The 21,488-nt window shown below is 40.3% G+C and carries 24 protein-coding genes; 2 read left to right on the top strand and 22 right to left on the bottom strand.

Annotated elements, in window-relative coordinates:
* Nucleotides 1-192: 192 nt before the first annotated feature.
* From SMSK564_RS12100 to SMSK564_RS12040, 13 genes are all read right to left on the bottom strand, one after another.
* A complete protein-coding gene (locus tag SMSK564_RS12100) occupies nt 193-447 on the bottom strand; it encodes a Txe/YoeB family addiction module toxin (RefSeq protein ID WP_000924733.1) in 255 nt (84 codons plus the stop codon).
* 3 nt (nt 448-450) lie between these two features.
* Nucleotides 451-705 (bottom strand): type II toxin-antitoxin system Phd/YefM family antitoxin, encoded by a 255-nt coding sequence (locus SMSK564_RS12095; protein WP_000388574.1) that lies wholly within the window; start codon nt 703-705, stop codon nt 451-453.
* A gap of 131 nt (nt 706-836) precedes the next feature.
* The gene (locus SMSK564_RS12090) at nt 837-1,934 is read right to left on the bottom strand and encodes a nucleotidyltransferase (protein WP_000156391.1); all 1,098 of its coding nucleotides are present in this window, start codon (nt 1,932-1,934) and stop codon (nt 837-839) included.
* Nucleotides 1,935-1,943: 9 nt separating this feature from the next.
* On the bottom strand, nt 1,944-2,684 hold the full coding sequence (locus SMSK564_RS12085) for a class I SAM-dependent DNA methyltransferase (protein ID WP_025170940.1): 741 nt from the start codon (nt 2,682-2,684) through the stop codon (nt 1,944-1,946).
* 110 nt (nt 2,685-2,794) lie between these two features.
* Entirely contained in the window at nt 2,795-3,148 is a 354-nt protein-coding gene (gene rsfS, locus SMSK564_RS12080) for a ribosome silencing factor (protein WP_001003002.1), read from the bottom strand.
* Nucleotides 3,149-3,160: 12 nt separating this feature from the next.
* Entirely contained in the window at nt 3,161-3,661 is a 501-nt protein-coding gene (locus SMSK564_RS12075) for a cysteine hydrolase family protein (RefSeq protein ID WP_000844691.1), read from the bottom strand.
* Nucleotides 3,662-4,255 (bottom strand): bis(5'-nucleosyl)-tetraphosphatase (symmetrical) YqeK, encoded by a 594-nt coding sequence (gene yqeK, locus SMSK564_RS12070; RefSeq protein WP_000222106.1) that lies wholly within the window; start codon nt 4,253-4,255, stop codon nt 3,662-3,664.
* Nucleotides 4,252-4,884: a nicotinate-nucleotide adenylyltransferase gene (locus SMSK564_RS12065; RefSeq protein WP_000963700.1), complete on the bottom strand. Its 633-nt coding sequence runs from the start codon at nt 4,882-4,884 to the stop codon at nt 4,252-4,254. Before SMSK564_RS12065 ends, yqeK begins: the two co-directional genes overlap by 4 nt.
* Nucleotides 4,885-4,935: 51 nt before the next feature.
* Complete coding sequence (gene yhbY / locus SMSK564_RS12060; protein WP_000060169.1) at nt 4,936-5,247, bottom strand: ribosome assembly RNA-binding protein YhbY; 312 nt, start codon at nt 5,245-5,247, stop codon at nt 4,936-4,938.
* A 211-nt stretch (nt 5,248-5,458) separates the two neighbouring features.
* Nucleotides 5,459-6,565: a ribosome biogenesis GTPase YqeH gene (gene yqeH, locus SMSK564_RS12055; RefSeq protein WP_000391197.1), complete on the bottom strand. Its 1,107-nt coding sequence runs from the start codon at nt 6,563-6,565 to the stop codon at nt 5,459-5,461.
* Between the two features lie 2 nt (nt 6,566-6,567).
* On the bottom strand, nt 6,568-7,095 hold the full coding sequence (locus SMSK564_RS12050) for a YqeG family HAD IIIA-type phosphatase (protein ID WP_000234222.1): 528 nt from the start codon (nt 7,093-7,095) through the stop codon (nt 6,568-6,570).
* Between the two features lie 16 nt (nt 7,096-7,111).
* Nucleotides 7,112-8,017 (bottom strand): magnesium transporter CorA family protein, encoded by a 906-nt coding sequence (locus SMSK564_RS12045; protein WP_000242267.1) that lies wholly within the window; start codon nt 8,015-8,017, stop codon nt 7,112-7,114.
* Between the two features lie 51 nt (nt 8,018-8,068).
* A complete protein-coding gene (locus SMSK564_RS12040) occupies nt 8,069-8,635 on the bottom strand; it encodes a mechanosensitive ion channel family protein (protein ID WP_001154852.1) in 567 nt (188 codons plus the stop codon).
* A 151-nt stretch (nt 8,636-8,786) separates the two neighbouring features.
* Between SMSK564_RS12040 and sstT the strand changes: the two genes are divergently transcribed.
* Nucleotides 8,787-9,992 (top strand): serine/threonine transporter SstT, encoded by a 1,206-nt coding sequence (gene sstT, locus SMSK564_RS12035; protein WP_000713439.1) that lies wholly within the window; start codon nt 8,787-8,789, stop codon nt 9,990-9,992.
* Between the two features lie 67 nt (nt 9,993-10,059).
* Complete coding sequence (locus SMSK564_RS12030) at nt 10,060-11,013, top strand: aromatic acid exporter family protein (RefSeq protein ID WP_000028190.1); 954 nt, start codon at nt 10,060-10,062, stop codon at nt 11,011-11,013.
* 50 nt (nt 11,014-11,063) lie between these two features.
* Here the strand turns inward: SMSK564_RS12030 and asp5 are convergent, their stop codons facing one another.
* From asp5 to secY2, 9 genes are read right to left on the bottom strand one after another with little or no spacing between them, the layout of a single operon-like run.
* On the bottom strand, nt 11,064-11,288 hold the full coding sequence (asp5, locus tag SMSK564_RS12025) for an accessory Sec system protein Asp5 (protein WP_000569967.1): 225 nt from the start codon (nt 11,286-11,288) through the stop codon (nt 11,064-11,066).
* Between the two features lie 4 nt (nt 11,289-11,292).
* On the bottom strand, nt 11,293-11,472 hold the full coding sequence (gene asp4 / locus SMSK564_RS12020) for an accessory Sec system protein Asp4 (protein WP_001278708.1): 180 nt from the start codon (nt 11,470-11,472) through the stop codon (nt 11,293-11,295).
* Between the two features lies 1 nt (nt 11,473).
* Nucleotides 11,474-12,811: an accessory Sec system glycosylation chaperone GtfB gene (gene gtfB, locus SMSK564_RS12015; protein WP_000571749.1), complete on the bottom strand. Its 1,338-nt coding sequence runs from the start codon at nt 12,809-12,811 to the stop codon at nt 11,474-11,476.
* Nucleotides 12,804-14,315, bottom strand: a complete 1,512-nt coding sequence (gtfA, locus tag SMSK564_RS12010; RefSeq protein WP_000158464.1) for an accessory Sec system glycosyltransferase GtfA — start codon at nt 14,313-14,315, stop codon at nt 12,804-12,806. Before gtfA ends, gtfB begins: the two co-directional genes overlap by 8 nt.
* Before the next feature lie 11 nt (nt 14,316-14,326).
* Nucleotides 14,327-16,699 (bottom strand): accessory Sec system translocase SecA2, encoded by a 2,373-nt coding sequence (secA2, locus tag SMSK564_RS12005; protein WP_000472385.1) that lies wholly within the window; start codon nt 16,697-16,699, stop codon nt 14,327-14,329.
* Nucleotides 16,692-17,132 carry an accessory Sec system protein Asp3 gene (gene asp3 / locus SMSK564_RS12000; RefSeq protein ID WP_000586334.1) on the bottom strand — a complete coding sequence of 147 codons (441 nt, stop codon included), beginning with the start codon at nt 17,130-17,132 and terminating at the stop codon, nt 16,692-16,694. The genes secA2 and asp3 overlap by 8 nt, the downstream gene beginning before the upstream one ends.
* Nucleotides 17,129-18,664, bottom strand: coding sequence for an accessory Sec system protein Asp2 (asp2, locus tag SMSK564_RS11995; protein ID WP_000031246.1), 1,536 nt, complete (start codon nt 18,662-18,664; stop codon nt 17,129-17,131). Before asp2 ends, asp3 begins: the two co-directional genes overlap by 4 nt.
* Nucleotides 18,648-20,228 carry an accessory Sec system protein Asp1 gene (gene asp1 / locus SMSK564_RS11990; RefSeq protein ID WP_000291169.1) on the bottom strand — a complete coding sequence of 527 codons (1,581 nt, stop codon included), beginning with the start codon at nt 20,226-20,228 and terminating at the stop codon, nt 18,648-18,650. The genes asp2 and asp1 overlap by 17 nt, the downstream gene beginning before the upstream one ends.
* A 9-nt stretch (nt 20,229-20,237) precedes the next feature.
* A complete protein-coding gene (secY2, locus tag SMSK564_RS11985; protein ID WP_025170939.1) occupies nt 20,238-21,455 on the bottom strand; it encodes an accessory Sec system protein translocase subunit SecY2 in 1,218 nt (405 codons plus the stop codon).
* Nucleotides 21,456-21,488: the final 33 nt, after the last annotated feature.

Genomic DNA, 21,488 nt, shown 5'->3' with positions numbered 1-21,488 from the left:
GTTATTCCGAATGACATACATTCTTTTACATTCTACCATAAAAAAGTGATTTTCACAAACCTAAAATAGAATATGTTTTGGGGAATTTAGCGTGAATTTGGAGTTTAACTCCCTGAATTTATTTGGATAATCTTTATTACTGAGAATCCGTAACGTCAGTAAAAATTTAAAAAAGCCCACCTTTCAGTAGACTTAGTAATGATCTTTGAAAGACAAGAAAGCCACGCTATCTCCATCCATCATATAAATCAAGCGATTTTCTGCGTCAATACGACGTGACCAGGCTCCTTGGTAGTCATACTTGAGTGGTTCTGGCTTACCTATTCCTGTAAATGGATCGCGTTGAATATCCTTGATTAGCATGTTGATTCTTTTTAGGGTTTTCTTATCCTGAGTTTGCCAGTAGCAATAATCTGCCCAGGCATCTTCTGTAAACTTGAGCAGCATTTCTTACTCCTCAATAACATGGACCTGAGTACTTCCAGCACGAACTTGAGTCATTCCTCGCAAAACCTTGTCTGATAACTCCTTATTTTGAGCGATTCTCAGGGTTTCTTGAATACTATCCCACTCACTCTTTGAAAGGACTACAATGTCCTCATCTGGATTTTTATTGACCACCGTCAAAGGTTCAAACTCATCGTTTACCTTCTTCATGTAGTCTTTTAAATGATTTCGGAATGTTGAGTAAAGAACTGCTTCCATAACCATACCTCATTTTACCTCTTTTCCACTATTATACACGAAAAGAAAGAAATTGTCAGGAACTTGTACAAGATTTTCTTTTCTATCTATTTATTCGTAAAAAATCTCAAAAAGCCTACTTTGCAGTAGACTTAGTTCTTTTCTATTCTAACCGGCACTCTGCCAAAATTCTGCTCTTCTATACTTGGCTTTCCTAGTTGGTAAATCTGGTCTGCCTTTTGAGTCATGGCATCCCAGGGTTCTTTGCCAATTCGGCTGACTAGATTGACCTGCCCTTTCAGAGACTTAAGATGCTGCCTGCCTTTTTCGGTAAATCCAAGGACATGAATCCCTTCTGGCAAATCACTTTCTCTTGCCTGTACTAAGATATAGGTCAAGAGGCGTCTGACACGCGCCTTGGTGTAACGTTTGGTCGAAACCGCTTCTACCAATTCTTCCACAGACTGGGCTGTCTTGATGGCATCCTTGATGCGCACTGCCATTTCTTGATTGACCTGATAAATGGTGGTTAGTTCTGGATTTGACAAGATTTGGTATCGGAGCAAGGGAAAATAGTCATCCCAGCTCACCTTACTCGCCTGCTCAAAGGTGGCAACAGATGGCATAAAGCATTTTAAAAAATCTTGGTCCTTCTGGTGCTGACGGAGGGCTGTCGCCGAAGCAAAGTCCACATCCTTATCCACAGAATGGTAACCAGCGCCCTGACGCTGAATCGGATGTAGCTTGATGTTTCGTCCCGCAACCGCCTTGGCATAGGCCAGAGCAAGAACATGATTGGGCGTATTTCCTGAAAAATCAAGACCTGCAAACTCCTTCCACATGGCCTGGGTCTTCTGGGGATAAGAAAGAGAATCAGGAAGATTTTCCACAAATTTCTCCATCTCAGCACCTTGTTCTGTGTATAAGTCAGCGATTTTCTGGTAATCCAGAACTTCCTCCGTCCCAAATGCTAGAGTATCAATGCCTAAACAATCCAAGATATCCACAGCTCCTTGGCCAAAGAAATCTGCCGCCTGAACACTGACTAAAAAGGGCAATTCCACTACCAGATCCGCTCCATTTTCAAGCGCCATCTGAGCCCGTGTCCACTTGTCCACAATAGCAGGCTCTCCACGCTGCATGAAATTCCCAGACATGGCAACAATTTTCAGCCCCTCAGCCTGAGCCATCAGGTATTTGTGGCCATTATGAAAAGGATTGAACTCCGCGATAATACCCGTGATAGTCATAGTAAGCTCCTACTTCTGCGCCACAAAAAACCAACGGGTACTTGTCTCTGTTGGCTCCTTGTCCTCAAAGTCTGCATAGAGTTTGAAAGACCTGAATCCAGCCTGTTCCAACAAGATATCATAGGTCAAGACCTCATAGGTCCGCTCCTCATGCACTTCATCGTGGCGACTAAAGGAACCATCCGCTTCCTTGATAAAGAATGTCAGCTCATGCACAATGGAGTGAGGCGCCGCATCCTCGTAGGTATCCCAGAGCATGGCGAAATCTTCCGCATTTTCATGATAGGAATAGCCTGGAAAAACCTCATCCGTCTGATAGGTCGAATGCACATCAAAGATGAAAACTCCATCTTCATTGAGGGCATTATACACTTCCTTAAAGACGTCTCCTACCTCCACCTCATCCTGCATGTAGCAGATAGAGTCCGAATAACAAGTGACAAAGTCGTATTGACCCACCTTGGATAAATCCAACATATTGCCTTCAATAAAATCAATCTTTTGCTTGGCTGAAGCAGCTCTCTTCTCAGCAATCTTCAACATATCCGCGCTCAAGTCAAGTCCAGTCACATCAAAACCAGCTTGAGAAAAGCGCACAGACTGGATACCTGTCCCACAAGCCAATTCTAAGAGTTTTTTTCTCTCCTTGGTCTTAGGCAAATGACGCAGAGAAAAATCCGTCCATTTATCATATAAACTATCATCCATCACAGCATCGTAAACAGCCGCAAAGGTTTCATAAGTTGCCATAATCATGATACCAAGAGCCTCCATGGCAAAAACCACTCGCCCTATACCTTTCTATCCTTTTTTTCTAAAATAAGCAAAGAAACCCAGTTGACTACAACTGAGTTTATCTCCTATGCTAAGGCTTCTGAAATATCTACAGAATCCGCCTCATGCCATAGTTTTTCTAGGTTATAGTGAGCACGCATTTCTTCTGAAAAGACATGCACAACGACAGCACCGAGGTCCAGCAAGACCCAGCCTCCAGCTGCATCACCTTCGACATGGCTACCTTTAAAGCCTGCATCAGCTACTTTTTCACGGATGTTATCAGCGATAGCGTCCAACTGACGGCTATTCATTGAACTAGTAATAACAAAGTAATCCGTCACGCTGGTCAAATCTTGTACGTCAAGTGCGAGGATATCCTCCGCACGTTTCTCATCAGCCGCTTTCACGACTAGTTCTAGTAATTCTTTTTCGTTCATTTAGTCCTCTTTCTAGAAAATATGTTTGTAATCTAGGACATCTGCAAAGCGCCCCTCCCAAATACCCTCATAGAATTCATTTATCGTTTCTGCTGGGATGTCTTTCCCATCAAACGTTGTGCAAGTTCCTTCTGGAATAATAAGCTGATAGCCATATTCAAAAGCAACCTTGACAGAGGTATCCACACAATATTCTGTCTGCATACCACATAAAACTAATTTTTCAATCCCCTGTTTATCCAAGTATTCTTTTAAACCTGTTTCTTTGAAAATACTGTTATACTTCTTCTGAAAGACCTTTTCATCAGGTTTTCGATTTAAAAGCGCAGATAACTGCCAATCTTCTGATGTTTGAGCTTCAGAGTTCTCAATATGTTGAACATAGATAATTTCAATATTCTTGCTTCTAGCTTGGTTTTGTAAATAAGAAATTTTTTCCAATAGTCTCTCTGTCTTAAAACCTGTTTCCACTAAAATATTTTGTACATCAATAATAATAAAAGCCGTCTTCATTTAGTCCTCTTTCAAATAGTGCACAAAGGCGTTATAGGTTTCAAGGGTTTGGGGATAGATAGGGAATCCCTGATGAGCTAGATGCTCCACGGTACGAGCTGTTTCGTAGGCCACTGCCTTATCAAGCGATAGACTTGCAATCTCACGTGCCACATCCACTCCTGGAAAGACACGATTGTGCTCGATATAGTCTGCGACATAGATTATCTTATCAAGATAGGTCATCTGACCAGCCCCGACTGTATGGATTTCAATGGCTCGCAGGATTTCAGGATCTTGCATATCCAAATCTTCTTTGATTTTATAAATTCCGACCATGCCATGCCAGACATTATTGCCCCAGTTTTTGAGGTCAGAATCTAGCTGATAACGGTCAATCAAGTCCAGAAATTCCTGATCTGACAACTTCTTAGCATAGTCATGAAGAAGACCTGCTAGTCCTGCTTTCTCAGTATCGACTCCAAATCGCTGAGCTAGTTCTATGGCTGCACGCTCCACACCCAAGCAATGGGTTAACCGTTTTTCAGGTAGAAGCTCTGCCATTTTTTCCAACAAAGTCTCACGGGAGCAGTTGATATAGTCTTGGTAGGTCATCCGTAGAGCCCCTCCTTCTCGATGTAGTCTAGCACTGGCTGAGGTAGGAGAAAGTTGGGTTTCCGACCTTGGGCAATGAAGTCACGCACCATGCTGGACGAGATATCCATGAGAGGCACATCCACCCAGATAACTGGGTAAGAAGTCCCAGCCTTGTAGCGTGGGCGCTGAACTCCCACAAACTGAACCATGTCAACCAGCTCATCAATTCTATACCACTTAGGCAGATAATCCACCATATCAGCTCCGATAATGAAGTAATAATCCGTATCTGGATGTTGCTCTGTCAAAATCTTCATGGTGTCGTAGGTGTAAGAAATACCCTTGCGCTCCAATTCAATCGTTTCAATAGCTAAGCCGTCAATCCTATCAATCGCCAACTCAAGCATCTTGAGGCGATGGTGTTCAGGGATGGTTTCCTTTTTATCTACATGAGGAGGTTGGTATTCAGGCATGAGTAGAACTTGGTCCAGTCCCAACTGTTGCCGTACTTGGTCCGCAACAATGAGATGGGCATTGTGAACAGGGTTAAAATTCCCCCCTAAAATCCCGACTTGTTTGCGTTTTTTCTCCTTGATTTCTGGCTCCAACTCTACCTTGGTAAAGGGAGTCAATAGTTCGATTGCCATAGGCTAGTCTCCTTTATTTCTCTGTAAAAACAGTTATTTGGAGTATAGTTTTTAAATTTCTTTGACTTTTTTAGAAATCTTACGATTTTCTTTCTTGCTGGATTGTTTAAACAAAATCAAGATGCGTCCGATTTTTTGGACTGTATCCACACCGATTTCTTCTTCCAAAATTTCAGCTACTTCGTGGATGTTTTCATCTGTGTTTTGTAAGAGCGTTACCTTAATCAATTCGCGAGCATCAAGAGCTTGACGGACGCTGGTTTTGATTTGGTCGTTAAGTCCATTTTTCCCGATTTGGATGATGGGTTTGAGGGTATGTGCCTGGCTGTTGAGGAAGGCACGTTGTTTTGATGTTAATGACATAATTTCTTCCTTGTTTTTTGATAGTTATTTTAGGTGGTGTGGGACGGTCGGAACTAATTTTCCAAAGATTTCATCTTTGAAAAATGGATTTCCTGACCTCACAATTGAGCCTTGGTCTCAATTGTGCCCCTTGCCAATCTATCGATTGGCAAGACACCACGGCAATAACTATCTTTGTATGAGCTCACTTTGTTCGCTCAGTGATTTTGTTTTAAATAATTGCTTTTCGTGTGACGACGGCGACGCCTTCTGGTGCCCAGACGGCAACTTTGGCGGTGCCTGTTACGCGGATCCAGCCTAGGCCTGAGATGACTAAGTCTGTCTTTTCCTTAATGTTAAATACATGCTGAACTAGTTTTGGAAAATCTTCTTTTTCCTTGCTATTTGGTGGTGTCAAAAGAGTTCCGACGTGCTTGTTGTAAAAAGCACTCGCTCCTTCTAACTTGGTACGATGCAATTTGAGTTCATTGTCAAAGAAGGCTGTGAAACCTTGCTTTTCACCTGCAATGAAGTCAAAGCGTCCGAGACCTCCTAAAAACAGGGTTTGTTCAGGATTAAGCTGATAGGTTTTAGGCTTGATTTCCTTTTTGGGGCTGACATACTTGAGGTTTTTAGCCGTCAAGTAGTGGGCCATCTGGTGACGGTGGATGATTCCCGGCGTATCATAAATATAAGATCCGTCATCAAGCGGAATCTCGATTTTGTCCAAGGTTGTACCTGGAAAACGAGAAGTCGTGATGACATTCTGATCACCCGTAATTTCCTGAATAATGGCATTGATAAGGGTTGATTTCCCGACATTGGTTACCCCAACTACATAGACATCACGCCCCTTACGGTAATGCTCAATCTTGTCAATGACTTCCTTAATGGCCTGTTTGTTTTGTGCCGAAGTTAGGACGACATCCACAGGACGAAGACCTTCCTCATGGGCACGTTCCATCAGCCACTGGCTAATCTTGCCTGGTTTAACAGACTTGGGCAGGATATCTTTTTTATTTCCAACCAAGAGGACATCGTTGCCCGATACAAAACGTGGCAAGCCTGGGATAACAGAGCCATTAAAATCAAAGATATCAATGACATTGACCACTAAGGCATCACTGTCTCCCACCTCGTGCAAGAGCTTGAGGAAATCATCGTCCGTTAACTGGACATCTGTGATCTCATTATAATGGCGAAGACGGAAACAGCGTTGACAATAAACTTCGCCAGTCTCCAAGCCTTTTTCAAGTGCCGACTGGGGAGTGAAACCAAGACCAGCCTTGTCTGTCGTCTGAATGGTTGCTCCACAACCAATACAGAGAATTTCTTCCATAGTTAAATTCCTTTTTTATATGTAATTGGTCCGTACTTTTCAGTGATTTTTCGCATAACACGGCGCTCACGAGCACGGTTAATCTGTGTCTTGATCGAGTCGTGTTGAACCAAGGGCTTGACCAAAATTGAGCGAATGCCAGCACGGTGGGCTGCTCGTATATCTGTCATAAGCTGGTCGCCGACCATGACCACTTCACTTTTCTCATAGTGGAATTCCTTCATGGCACGGTCAATCCCAAATGTGAAGGGCTTCAGAGCCCAATAAACGTAATCAATTCCAAACTTCTCAACTGCACGTTGGACGCGTTTTTTAGTGTTATTTGATACCACAATGATGCGAATGCTCGCGTCCCGAAGGTCATGTAACCATTGCTTCATCTCTGGTGTCCCATCTGGGTTGTTCCAAGCTATGAGGGTATTATCCAAATCGACCAAAACAGCCTTGATTCCCTGCGCCTGCAGGCTTTGGACTGTCAAATCATAAACTGCTTCTACAGCAAAGTCTGGCATGTAGTTTTCAATCACCATTTTGGCTCCTTTTCTTTTATTTTCTAGTAATTTTCTTCAGCCATTGAGATAAGGCCACCCATAAAATCAAGCTAGTCATTAAGATATAAATCCAAGCATTTGGCTCTTCTGTAAATGGTAGAGGAACATTCATTCCGAAGAAACCTGTAATAACCGCAAGTACTGCTAGTAAGACGGAGATAATAGTCAAAATTGACAAACTATCATTCAAGTTATTGTTTAGGATGTTGTTGTAAGAAGCTGAGAGTTGTTGCAAGACTTGAGAAATCAAGTCTGTCATAGACACCAACTGATGGGCTTCAATCATGGCATCATCAAACTGCTCTCGTTCGACATCATTAAATCTCCGATAAAGAGCATGGCCCTGGATATGTTCCAAGAGGAGTCGATTTTGTTTTGCTGCTGCTGTCAAGTAAACCATACCTGTCTCCAAGTCAGAGAGGGCGAAGAGATTTTTCTTTGTTGTAGTTTGACGTAGCAAGGCACTAATTTCGTCCTTACTTTTATCCATCTCTTCAATGACAGGATAATAAGCGTTACTGATAATCTCTAAACCAGCAAAGAGAAACTTGTAAATAGAAAGCGACTCATGGCTATCCAGATAAGCTGACATCTGATCAATGACATAAGCATTCTTATGGTTGCTGATGGTAATCATTCGTTGTCTTTCGACGATAAAGGTCATCGGAATCGCTTCATAATATTCTTTGTCTTTTTCTAAATCAAGAACATTATAAATAAAGGTTACCGTCTCCGTTTCACGGTTATAATCCATATGAGCTCGTTCATTTCTATCCAGAGCATACTCAATGGTTTCCTTGTCCAATCCATAGATGTCAGAAAGATCTTCCATATTTTTAATCTTATCCACATCAAGGTCTATCCAGGTACAACCATTGCCCAACTGCTTTTCTAAAACCATCTTTTCTCCTTTATTAAACTCTTTCTATTGTACCATAAATCTGCTAAAATTTCAGGCCTGGTCTGTACGAGAGAAATTGCTGACAACGGTAATATTCCGATTGGGGACGAAGTGCAGAACCTGATCTTCTCCTCTGAGTTGTGTTGTTCGAATACCAACGCTGACGACCTTGCCCGAGACAGTAATAGGCCCATTTGTCAGAACAACCTCATCCCCCACATCCAGTTGACGTTCGAAGAGGATGAAAAAGCCATTGATAACATCAGACAGAAAACCTTGGGCTCCCATCCCAATAGCCACCCCAGCGATTCCAGCACCTGCCAGCAAACTAGAAACTGGCAAACCTAAAATCGACAAAATGCAGTAAAGCAAAAAGAAATAAAGGGTATAATTAAACACATTTTCTAACAGACGTGAGATGGTTTTCTGACGCCCGACATCGTGACGAGACATTTTTAGAGAAGGTTTAACAATTCTCTGCACCATGGCATGGAGCAATTTCTTAGCTATATAAAAGAGTAAAAATAAGAATAAAAGAGAAAGTAACTTGGTTAAGATATTCTCGATAATCGCTGTAACATCAAGCTTATTGAGATAGGTTTGAATAAATTCTTGCATAGAAAACTCCTTTCATTTATTATACCATACTTTCATAAAGTGTCATTCTCCATAAATATTCAAAAATAATTTCAAAAATAGACAGAAAATTCTTGATTTTAGTTCATATTTATACTATAATCATAAACATTACACAACAAAGGAGATTGTTATGAAAAAATTCATTCATGCTTGGAATAAGGCAAGCCTAATCAAACGAATTTTGATTGGCATGCTTATTGGAGGAACCCTAGGACTGACATTTCCTAATATTTCAGGAATTGGCCTGCTAGGAGATCTCTTTGTTGGTGGCCTCAAAGCCATCGCACCGATTCTGGTCTTTGCCCTCGTTGCCAATGCCCTTTCCCAACATCAAAAGGGACAAGATAGCAATATGAAAACCGTTATCTTCCTTTACTTGGTGGGAACCTTTGCGGCTGCCCTTATCGCTGTACTAGCAAGTTTCATCGTACCTGTTGAAATTACCCTAAATAGCGCTAATACCGATATTGCTCCACCAGATGGGATTGGACAAGTCCTCAGCAACCTCTTGCTCAAACTAGTTGACAATCCAGTTAATGCCCTCATTACTGCCAACTACATCGGTATCCTATCTTGGGCAGTTGTTTTCGGGATTGCTATGAGAGAAGCCAGCAAAAATAGTAAAGAATTACTGAAAACTATGGCTGATGTGACTTCTAAAATTGTCGAATGGATTATCAACCTGGCTCCATTTGGAATCCTTGGCCTTGTCTTCAAAACTATTTCTGATAAGGGAATCGGAAGCCTAGCCAACTACGGAATCTTGCTTGCCCTCTTGGTGACAACCATGTTCTTTGTGGCTCTGGTAGTCAATCCGCTAATTGCCTTCCTCTTTATGAAGAGAAACCCTTATCCCCTCGTTTGGAAATGTTTGCGTGTCAGCGGTGTGACAGCCTTCTTTACTCGTAGTTCTGCGGCTAATATCCCTGTCAATATGAAACTTTGCCACGACCTCGGTCTGGATCCAGATACCTATTCTGTTTCTATCCCACTTGGTTCTACTATCAACATGGCCGGAGCAGCGATTACCATTAACGTTTTGACCCTTGCTGCAGTAAATACTCTTGGAATCCCCGTTGACTTCGCCACAGCCTTTGTCCTCAGTGTAGTGGCAGCTATCTCAGCCTGTGGTGCTTCTGGTATTGCGGGAGGTTCCCTCCTTCTTATCCCAGTTGCTTGTAGCCTTTTCGGTATTTCTAACGATATTGCCATGCAAGTTGTCGGAGTTGGTTTTGTGATTGGTGTCATCCAAGACTCATGTGAAACAGCCCTTAACTCTTCTACAGACGTCCTCTTTACTGCCGTTGCCGAATACGCAGCAGCCCGTAAAAAATAGCGCATAAAGACAAGCCTGCTCAGGTCTTGTCTTTTACGCTTTTATTCTAACTTACCAGGAAATTCTTATGTCTATTAGTCAACGTACGACCAAGCTCATCTTAGCTACCTGTCTTGCCTGCCTTCTTGCTTATTTTCTCAATCTCTCCTCAGCTGTCTCGGCTGGAATCATCGCCCTCTTGAGCCTATCTGATACGCGTAGAAGTACCTTAAAACTGGCCCGCAATCGGCTCTTTTCCATGCTTCTGGCTCTGGTTATCGGGGTTTTGGCTTTTCACTTGAGCGGATTTCATATCTGGAGCCTTGGCCTCTATCTGGCTCTTTATGTTCCCCTAGCCTACAAGATGGGCTGGGAAATTGGCATCACACCAAGCACGGTTTTGGTTAGCCATCTCTTGGTGCAAGAGTCAACCTCTCCAGACCTCCTAGTCAACGAATTCCTTCTCTTTGCTATTGGTACAGGATTTGCCCTACTGGTCAATCTCTACATGCCTTCACGAGAAGAGGAGATTCATCACTACCACACATTGGTAGAAGAAAAGTTAAAAGATATTCTCCAGCGCTTCAAATATTATTTATCCAGAGGGGATGGACGCAACCGAGCACAGTTAGTTGAAGAATTGGACACCCTTTTGGAAGAAGCCCTCAAACTGGTCTATCTAGATCACTCTGACCAGCTCTTTCACCAGACTGATTACCATATTCACTACTTTGAGATGAGACAGCGACAAAGTCGTATCCTGCGAAATATGGCCCAGCAAATCAACACCTGTCACCTAGCTGCCAGTGAAAGTCTGATTTTGGCCCAACTCTTTTCAAAAATTGCCGGTCAACTAAGCCAGACCAATCCTGCTTCTGATTTACTAGATGAAATTGAACGTTATCTGGAAGTCTTCCGGAACCGCAGTCTCCCCAAGACAAGAGAAGAATTTGAAACCCGCGCCACCCTTCTTCAACTCCTACGTGAAGCCAAAACCTTCATCCAAGTCAAAGTTGATTTTTACCAAAAATATGGACAGTAAAAAAGAAAACTTCAGACCAATCACAAAAGGTGAATATCTGAAGTTTTCTTTTATTTGTAAGTTATTACCATAAAGGTTAATAGTAGAACGAATAAGGCCAAACTCACTAATAAGGTGAGCACCTTTACCAAGGTGTTGCTCTGCCAGTAGCTTGGTTTACCAATATTACTAGTGGCATCCATGGAAAAGAGTTGATTTTGACGGGGTTGTATAGTTACCAATACAATCAAAGCAATAGAGAGGACAATAGCTAAAATAATTAGTATTTCAATCATAGACCTACCTCAAAATTCCTAGCAAAGTAAAGAGCAAACCAATCAGAATCATCAACCCCAGTAAGAGTGAAAAAGTCTTACTAATCTTTTCCCCTCGGGTTTCTTTTTCTTTCTTGATGGGTTTTTGTTTCAACTCTTCCATGCGACCTTCAACGTCTTTGTAAAATAAATCTTCGTCTGACATGTTAGCCTCCTAAAACAGTTTGCATAGTTTCCTGATATCGCACCAAGTCAACATAGTTGGCATGTTGGCCTTGCTTTCCAAGTGCCTGACGCATTTGATCAACATCTGAAAGGGCCAGTTTAATGGTCTCAACCAAAGCAGAAACTTCACTACTTTCAAATAGATGATCAGGAGCGATATAGAGTCTATTGTGCACTGTCTGATTAAATCCAAGAATCATGAGATTGTGCTCAAAGGCCTGACGCACCGCCTGCAACAACTCATTACTGTGGTTGATATCCAAGTAAATATCCGACAATTGATAGAGCTCCTGAATCTTCTGTGGACTAGCATTCTGGTAAAGTACCACATTAGGATAGCGAAGCATGTCTAAGAGCTTAGAAGACATCTCTGTCACCGCTGCGATACGGAAGGTAACATCAGGCAAGGCTTCTACGATTGCTTCTACTTGCTCAATCTGATCTGAATTAGTCAAGATCAAGGCATCTCGTCTTAGGAAATTATCTCGTTTAAACTGGTAATGGTAACCCAAGTGCACAAACTGATCATGGTATTTCTCGTCAGTCAACTCTAAAGCGCGCTCATAAGTCGCCTTGTTGGGAATGATGATTTTCTTAGTACGCACATCATCACTCTCTAAAATCAACTGCATATTGCCTGGAATGGCATCATAGAGAGGTTCCTGCCAAACCAGGATATCTGAGCCAGATTTATCTGGATAATGGAAGGAAACCAAGAAAGGAGTCGCTAAGGTATTAAAGATAAGCTGACTTGTATCTATTTCCAAATCTTGCAAAAAGAAGGTGATAAATTCAACCTTATTTGCAAAGTAACGCATGGACTGACCAGGCAAAGTCAATAAGATATCACCCGTCACATGGTTTTCAAGTAAAACTTGTTGACTGTTGACATCTTGGTAAACGGTCATAATCGACTCACTATCTGCGCTATAAGTCGTTGTAGCAAAGCAAGCACCAAAGCGATTATAATGATCAACTTGACGGACTCGACCTTCTAGGTCTTTCCAATCTACTTGCCTAACCAAACGAGCCTGCATTCCGTCAGCATAATGAATGACAGCTCTCTCCTGTGTCATATCCTCAATACGAGCAGACTGATTATTTCCTGAAATTTCCCAAAAAGCTGGAACAGGGACTTGATTAAAATAGAGAGGTTTTCCCTTTTCATATCCTAGATAATAAGTAAAAGGAGAGACCAGACCATCAGGCAGAAAACCATCTGCATCGATGACTACTCCAAGTTGAGAAAGACCAGTAGCGACTAGACTTTCATGTAAATCTCGACTTTCCTGACTACAACGATCATAAAGTTCAATCATGGAGCACCTCCTCTACTGTTTTCTTCCACTTTTCTAAAATTTCTTCGGTTAAGAAACCTTCTGCAATTTGGTAAGAATGGGCACGCATAGCTTCCAAACGATTTTCTTGATACAATTGACAAATCTTAGTTGAAAAAGCTTGCTTGATTTGGTCTTCTACATGGTCAGATGAACTTGGAATTAAATAACCATTTTTCCCATCTTCTATAAAGGTCTGATTACCATAAGGCACATCAAAACCAATTAGAGGAAGGCCTGAACCAATAGCTTCCATCAAGGTCAAACCAAATCCTTCGCTGGTAGAAGCCGTCAAATAGACCTCATACTGGCTATAAATCTGCGAAAGTTCCGCATGTCCCTTGAGCTGGATATAATCCTCAGCCTGATGATTTGCAATAATTTCTCTAAGCAGAGAATCTTCTCCGCCACTACCATAAATATCAAATGTTAATTCAGGAATTTCCTTACGCGCCTCAATCACCGCCTTGACCAACCAATCAATGTGTTTTTCTTTGGCAAGACGTGAAGCTGTAATCAATGAAAATGGCTTACGTCCTTGATTTGACTCGGTCAAGGAATCAATACTTCCTACAGGAATGGTAACAACCTTTGGTTGGTGCTGGGTGTATTTGGCAAATTGCTCTTGTAGAACTTCATTTTGTCTATCAGTTGATACGATAAAGAAGTCAACCTTATCTGCATTTGTAAACTGATAGTCATAATAGTTGTTCCAAAGGATATAGTCCTCATTTGTAGCATTTTCACTATAATGCTCCGCGTGAACAACTACCGCTAGATGCGCTACCTGCGCTTCCTCAAAAACAACCTGTCCAATACCTGTCTCCCTATCAAGAATGACCAAATCAGACTTGTTCAAATGTAAGGATTTCATAAAGGCACACATAAAAGATTGCTTCCCATAGAAAATCTTGTCCTTGAAACGATAAACTTCTTCCTTGCCTTGATTCATCAAGATATCATAGGCTGGAGTCCCGTTTTCATTGTAAAAAGTTCGTTGGTATAGGACTGCAACATTGTCCTTGGGAGCAAAGTATTCGCTACAATAACGCGTATAAGAAAAGTAATCCTTACGAATCAGTTTTCCTTTAAAGACATATTCCGCGTGTTGAACCAAGTCCTTGTCCTCATCTACCAAATAACAGGTTACAAACTTATCTTGATCAGAAAAGAAGACACGCAAGACCTTACCATTTTTTTCTCTGTGACTTTCTTCACCACCGAAATAAGCCAGGACATCATCCACTGTCACGCTAGTCGGTGCAATCTTTATGTCTGTAAAATGATTATAAAGCCAGATCACCTGATCATCATCAAAACCAATATTAGATGTTAAGTGCTGAATGTTATCAGCTAAAATCATATCCGTAAAGATAAACTTAGAGGACAAATTTAATTTCCGAAAAACACCCGCACGATAGGCTTGGGCATATTCAACACCACTGCTGGCCCAACCAATTCCTAAATTTATGTTATAAATTGTCATATATTCTCCTCTTATGGGAAATGAGTCATAATTTCACCTTTAGAAGTAACTTCAACAAGTCCCATCAAAAGATTACGTACCATATCAGACCGAATCTGTTCTTTCATGGCTTCAAAACCTGCGTAGGCTTCTTGATAGTACTCTACGATCGGGTTTTTCTGACTAGCAGACTGGCCACCGATAGCCATCGATAACTGTTGGAGATAGTCTACCTGCTCTACCCAGTTGTCATCAATAGCCTTGAGCATAGAAAGTCGTAAATACTGTTCATACAGACCATGCTGATCAAGTAATTCTTTCTTTTCAGAAAGTTCTTTATCAATCACCTGCTTCATAAAGCTACGAACTGCGATTTTGTCAGTCACATTTACATAGTCTGGAACTTCTTTAATATGGAAACTAATATTGGTCACAATGAAGTGGAAGAGTAGTTCTCGGCTTTCATAGTCTGAAGAAGTCACTTGATCTATGTAGCTAGCAATGATTTCATCAACAACATCTTCTAAGTCACGAGAACCATCTATTAGACGATTACGCTCCTTATAAATCATATCCCGTTGAATATTCATACTCTCCGCATATTCTAGTGTCTGACGACGCGCCGTACGTCCAGCACTATCACTAGCATGCTGAGCCTTTTCGACTAGCCTTCGGTATTTACGACCTTTCAATACTTCTGGTTGAGTCATATCTTGAACCTGATAATCTTTGTACTTTTTATGAACCCAAGATGGACCGAATTTCTTGATAACATCGTCCTCCAAGGATACAAAAAACTTACTCATACCAGGATCTCCCTGACGGCCAGAACGGCCACGAATTTGCAGGTCTATCCGCTGACTTTCCATCCGCTCAGTTCCAATAACAATCAAGCCGCCAAGCTCTGCGACTCCTTCACCAAGCTTGATATCCGTACCACGTCCTGCCATGGAAGTAGCCACTGTCACAGCCCCCATTTGACCTGACTCAGAGATGATCTGGGCCTCACGCGCCGCATTATTAGCATTTAGAACATTATGGGCAATTCCCTCTCTGAGCAAGAGTGACGAATAAAGCTGAGACATTTCAACTGAGCCAACAAAAACGAGTAAGGGATTTCCCTTAGCATGGTATTCCTTGATGTACTCCAAGGAAGCATACACTTTTTCAGGTAAAGTGACATAGAGATTATCTGGATAGTCAATCCGTTGTCTAGGGCGATTGGTTGGAATGCGTACTACAGACATATTGTAGGTTTCAATAAACTCTTTTTCTGCAACCTTCCCTGTCCCTGTCATACCAGATATCTTATTAAACATCTTAAAAAGGCTCTGATAGGTGATCGAAGCCATAGCCCGCGTCTCTGGAGACAATTTGACATGTTCCTTGGCTTCAATGGCCTGATGGAGACCTCCCTGTAGTTTAGTTTGCTCCATCAAACGTCCGGTCCCCTTATCTACTAATACCATTTCATTCCCACGAATGACATAGTCCTTGTCCTTTGTAAAGAGTTTATGGGCTCGAAGCGCATACACTAAATGACGAGCAAAAATTGCATGTTCTTCCTTGTAAAAATGATCTATCCCTAAAAAGCTTTCAGCAGCTTTAGCCCCCTTGGTAGTGAGCCAAATCTCATCCTTCTCCTCTTTAAAGATATAGTCCTCTCCTTCTACCAAAGTCGTTACCAGCGTATCAATAATGCCGTAGTGATTTGATTGAACCCGAGGGGAGCCTGCAATGATAAGAGGTGTCTGAGCGCTGTCCAATAAGATATCATCAATCTCATCGATGATGACGTAATCAAAGGGGCGTAAAAATTTTCCTTCCTCATTTGAGGCCAAATTATCATGTAAATAATCAAAACCTAAATTATTATTCGTTGTATAAATGATATCAGAAGCATAAATCTTTTTTTTCTCTTCTGGCGTCACTTCCTCTTGGTCATCATCTGGAAAAGGGATACCAATAGTCAATCCTAAGAAGCGATAGACTTGTCCCATCTCCTCGGCATCACGTTTGGCTAGATATTCATTAGTGGTAATTACCATAGTACCTTTACCTGTCAGGGCATTGAGATATACGGGCATAGTAGCTGTCAAGGTCTTCCCCTCGCCAGTATTCATCTCAGCGACATTTCCCTGATGGATCACAATTCCTCCCATGACTTGGACATCATAGGGGAACATGCCCAATACACGTCTATCTGCTTCACGAACAGCAGCAAAAGCCTCTACCAATAGATCATCGAGAGTGACTCCATCAGCAAGGCGCTGACGAAATTCCACTGTTTTTGCCGCTAGTTCCTGGTCTGATAGAGACTCCATATTTCCCTTAAGGGCATTAATCTTTCTTAAAATCCTTTTGACTTTCCGAAGTTGAAAATCTTGATATAAACCTTTAAACACGATTCGTCTCCTTAATAGAAAAAGAATAGAAATCTAAGGACTCAAAACCAGCACTCAGAAGGGAAACTTGATAGGTATAGGTATCATCAGGATAGGTAAAGCAGAAAGTTTTTATTTTTTCTACCTTTTCCTCAATCACATCTCCATATCTATCAAAAAAGGCAATCTTTGTATAGACTCCATTGGTAGGCTGACATTCTATATTCATAGAAATCTCATAATCATGCTTTCTTTTTAAAAGTGGGAGACTAGGTTGTGTTCTAAAGGCTTGGTAGTTCAAACTAGAAGTCCACGAGCGAATAATCTCCCCAGAAGCCACTAGGGGATTGTAGAGACTAATATGCTGATCTGGATGATAGGTAACACTCGTACCATACATAAATGTCTCCCCTACTTCTCCCCACCTAATATCTGTTCTCTGATTGATAATCATTTGTCTAACCTTCCAAAATCACTATTCAATATCATACGATAAAAATGTAGAAACCAGGCTACATTTGTATCTGTGTCATCATTGTGTCGACCAGCTGTCCCCTTAGAAAGAATTTTCGCACCAGTATTACACAAATGAGCTACTAATTGTTCGTAAACCTGAGGATCCATATCCTCATCCTTCATATAGGACAAACCAAAGGTCGTATTTGAAAAATCAGCCTTTTTAAAATCATTCCAAAAGGTTTGATTCAAATCTTCCATATGTTGATAACTAACTCCACCAGTCTGATGTCTCAGAACATCAAAACTGGTATTAAATACTCCTGGTGCCTCTAAACGCGCTCGTTTTGCGATAGTCCCAATATTAGCTAATGGCTTACCGACAATAACTGCACGTGGCTCAAAAGCGGCTGCATAATAGAGCGACGGAAAGGTCCCCATGGAAAGACCAGATAAAATCAAATCTTTAGATGTCAAACCAAGATAATCCAAATAATATTGAATGGTTTCTTTAATCTTATTCTCTAATTCTTGACTTCCAATGTAAAAGGCTCCACCCTCAAGACGAGGATCCGAAAATAGAAGAAAAGGACATCCTAGATTTTTCATCATACGGTAACCTTCAAACCCCTCTGCAGGACGATACCCAGCAAAATAGATGGTCAAGGGAGATTTAAAATCACCCGGATGGAAGAAGTAGTTGATTTCATCACGCTTACTATCATGTAAAATATGACCTCCAAGGAAAAATTTTCCAAATTGTTTACGACTCCAACGCTGATGAAGATTTCCAAGCTGAATTTTTCCTTGTCCTCTAGCTTCTATCGATACTGACAAAAAGATATCTATTTCTTTACTATTTATTACTATTGCTTCTTCTAAGTCAATTTCACTATAAATTTCCTCTTCAAAAAAATCATCTACAGATCCATCCCACAATTTACGAATAACAAATCTTAATTCACAATTTCCTTCTTTTTCATATTCTAACCATAACTCTATATCTGAATTTTTATATACTCTAAAATTATCAGACCAGTAAGCTAGTTGTTGAAAATCATCCCCAAAATTTCCTTCTAAGGTCACATGCTCAAATCCTTGATAGGAAATAGAACCTTTAAAAGAGGGATGAATTTGGATACTTGACGGAAATAATTTATCCCCATACCCCCCACCAAAGAGAGAAGTTGATAAATCATTGAGTAATTCCTGGGGATCAGAAAAATCTACAGCCTGAGCACACCGCTTTTTTAAGCAATCAAGAATACCCAAATCTGTCGTTTGAAAATCTTGATTATAAAGTAAAGTATAGGGTTCGATATGATGTACAAAAGGCATTAAATCCCTTATATACTGTCCATCCTCTATTAAGATAGCATGAAAACTGGTTATCCCTTCCATTTCCATCATTTTGCGAAGAGCTAGCGGTGAATTGGGACAGAAATAATACCAATCCATGTTTTCAGGAATTTCATAATGATGAGCCCAATTATCAATCCCTATCTGTAGGATTTTATAATCCTTTGACATCTGTAACCTCCTCAATCCAGTGATGCAACTTATCTAAGAATCGTTGTCCAGTATGCTCCTTGATTTTATCAATAGAGTATACTAAGGCTTGATTCCATTCTTTCAGTTTATCTGTATAGTAATGTGCCGCCTTGGAAAATCCGGTCACATCTGAAATCAGATAACCATTTTTCAAATGTTCCACATAGACTGTTTCAATCTGATTAATCTGAGGAATTCCCGCACTAATACCTGCGATTTGGGTATAGAGGTGGGGTTGTTTATTCAAATCCACAATCAAACGAACAAATTCTAGTGTCTTAATCAGATCCAATTCATCATTCATATTGACAAACTGAAAACGTAGTTCCTGCTCTTGATTTTCTTCTAAAGGATTTTCTGCCCCACCGTAGTCTATTCCTTTTTCTAAACTATCAGTATGGATTTGTTTCTGAATGATTTCATTGACAAGTGATTCCACTTCCTCCATTTGTTCCTGACTAGCAGAAAAGGCTCCAAAAATGACCTCTGTATTTTTGGTCTCAGCAATAAATAACAAAACTTGAGTCAATGATTCTCTATCAATTTCTTCGTTAAAATCAAGTTGATAGTAAATAATAGACTCTTTTCTTGTTTGACTTCGCCCCAGACGTAAACGTGTATCAAAAGGAGAAAGATGATAAAATTTATTAGAAAGTTCAGGATATAGTTCCTGCAAAAGTTGTAAACTATCCTCTCTATCCACTAAGACTACATCTACCTGTTCAAATGATGGAGCTAAGGCTTTAAAACTAGCTTGAGAATTCCGATTAATGAAAAGACTCAAAATTTTATCAGTATCACTCGGTAAACAATTTAAGACAAATTGGTCATGATGGGGATGAGAAGGAATGATGAAAATATCCTGTTTTTTCTGTTGCTTTTGCAGATATTTATCAAAATATTCTGCGATTAATTGACTCATGTCAGTGTAGTGAAGCTGTTTAAAACGGTAACCAAATATTGGATTTACCTCTACTCGTCCTCCCTCGTTTAAATGCTCCCTAAATCTCCAGATACCTTTAGGATCCAAGTAGTCTTGATAGGTAGGCTGTCCATTATCAAAATAAATAACACTCGATACAAAGCCACGATCATCCATGATATAATTCTTACTCATCTGTCCATCGAAATCAAAATATTGGATCTCAGTAATAAAGCCTTCTACACCATGTTCTACCTTGGCATATTTTTTGCCATTTTTCTGAACCACTATTGCAAATGGACTATAGAGAAATTGACAATCGCTATCCCACTCTATATCTTTCATATTAAGAACCTGGGTGTGTATATCATGCAAGTCTTGCATATCATCAAAGATAGAATAGACTTCTGTCTCTAAGACACCGTGCCTATGTAAAAAATAACGCAAATGTGGCTGATAGGCTAATACTAATAGCCGGGATGGTATCCCTTGTCTTTGAAAAAGCCTAATTTGATTAAAAGTATCATCAAACTCAAAACGAAACTGAGAATGATACCATGGAATCATATCCGCATGCCATTGGCGAGTTGAACCATACCAAGCTGGAATAAAATAATACATAAAAGCCTCCTAAATCAAGGGTTTATAGGTTTCATTTAGTCTCAAAGCCTTCATTTCATCTTTGATTGTGAAAATCATACCACCAAACATCATAAATAAACCTGGAATCATAGCAATTTTTAGCAACTTCTCATCAGATAAAACTAATAACATTGGAGTTCCTGCCATAAGCACATTAAAGGTCCCACCTATAATCGAAAAACGAAACACTAATCGATTAATAAAGCGACCGGTTTCCTCTCCTGGATAAACTCCGTATATATACTCTCCAGATTTCTTCATACGATCTGATATCTGATCGCCACTCATATTGACAAAAGAGAAAGCAATACTAAATAAAAAAATCATGGCAATGTATGAATAAATCCATAATGGTTTTCCAATTCCGTACTGAGCCGACATTTCAGAGAAGACAGAAGTCTGAGGAAAAAGGGCTTGTAATAGTAAAAAGATATAGGTAGGTAAACTTAAAAAACTCATAACATACATAAACGGCATCCCTCCAGCAGGATTTAGCATTATTTCAAAATAAGAATAGCGCTTGAATCGGCTACGTAAGCCAATCTTATGAACGGGTATACGATAACGCGCTCTATACATAAGTACCATCATATAGGTTAATACAATGCTACTCAATACAATAAATATTATCATTCCCGTTGAAATTCGAACAAGCTGAAATGTACTTAAAATATCTTGTGGAATAGTTAAAACAATGCTAGCTAATAAAATAACTCCCGAGCCACCTACTCCAAGTCGAGAATTTAAGTCTGATAGCCATATGAGAAAAAAGGCTCCCGCTATTAATAACAAGGTGTTCATTATAATCACTAAGAAAGAAGAATAAAACTGCTGTATGGGCAAATTCAATGAGAGTGCTAAGGATTGAATCAAGGCAATGACTAATGTCAAATACATCTGTCTTCTATTTTGAACTTCTACTGCTCCTGAAGAAATATTTAATTTCTTAGAAAAAGAGAGTAACTGCCATAGAATCATTGATGACATCCACGGTGATAACCCTATAGAAAATAGGGATAAACTCCTTAGATTACCTCCTAAAAGTGCGGTTGAAAAGGCCAAATATGCCGTTGATCCACCTAGAAAGTCTCTACTATTCAAATCAACAAAAGGAAGAGTAAGTCGACTTCCAACTACATAGATAAACAGCAGAAACAAACTTATTAGTCCTTTTTTTACTGCTATTGATGAGTAAATTTTTTTCACGATATACTTTCTTTCTCTTAACAACTTGATTCT

Source organism: Streptococcus mitis SK564, from assembly GCF_000148525.1.
GTDB classification, from domain to species: domain Bacteria; phylum Bacillota; class Bacilli; order Lactobacillales; family Streptococcaceae; genus Streptococcus; species Streptococcus mitis_H.
This window is presented reverse-complemented; position numbering and strand designations above follow the sequence as displayed.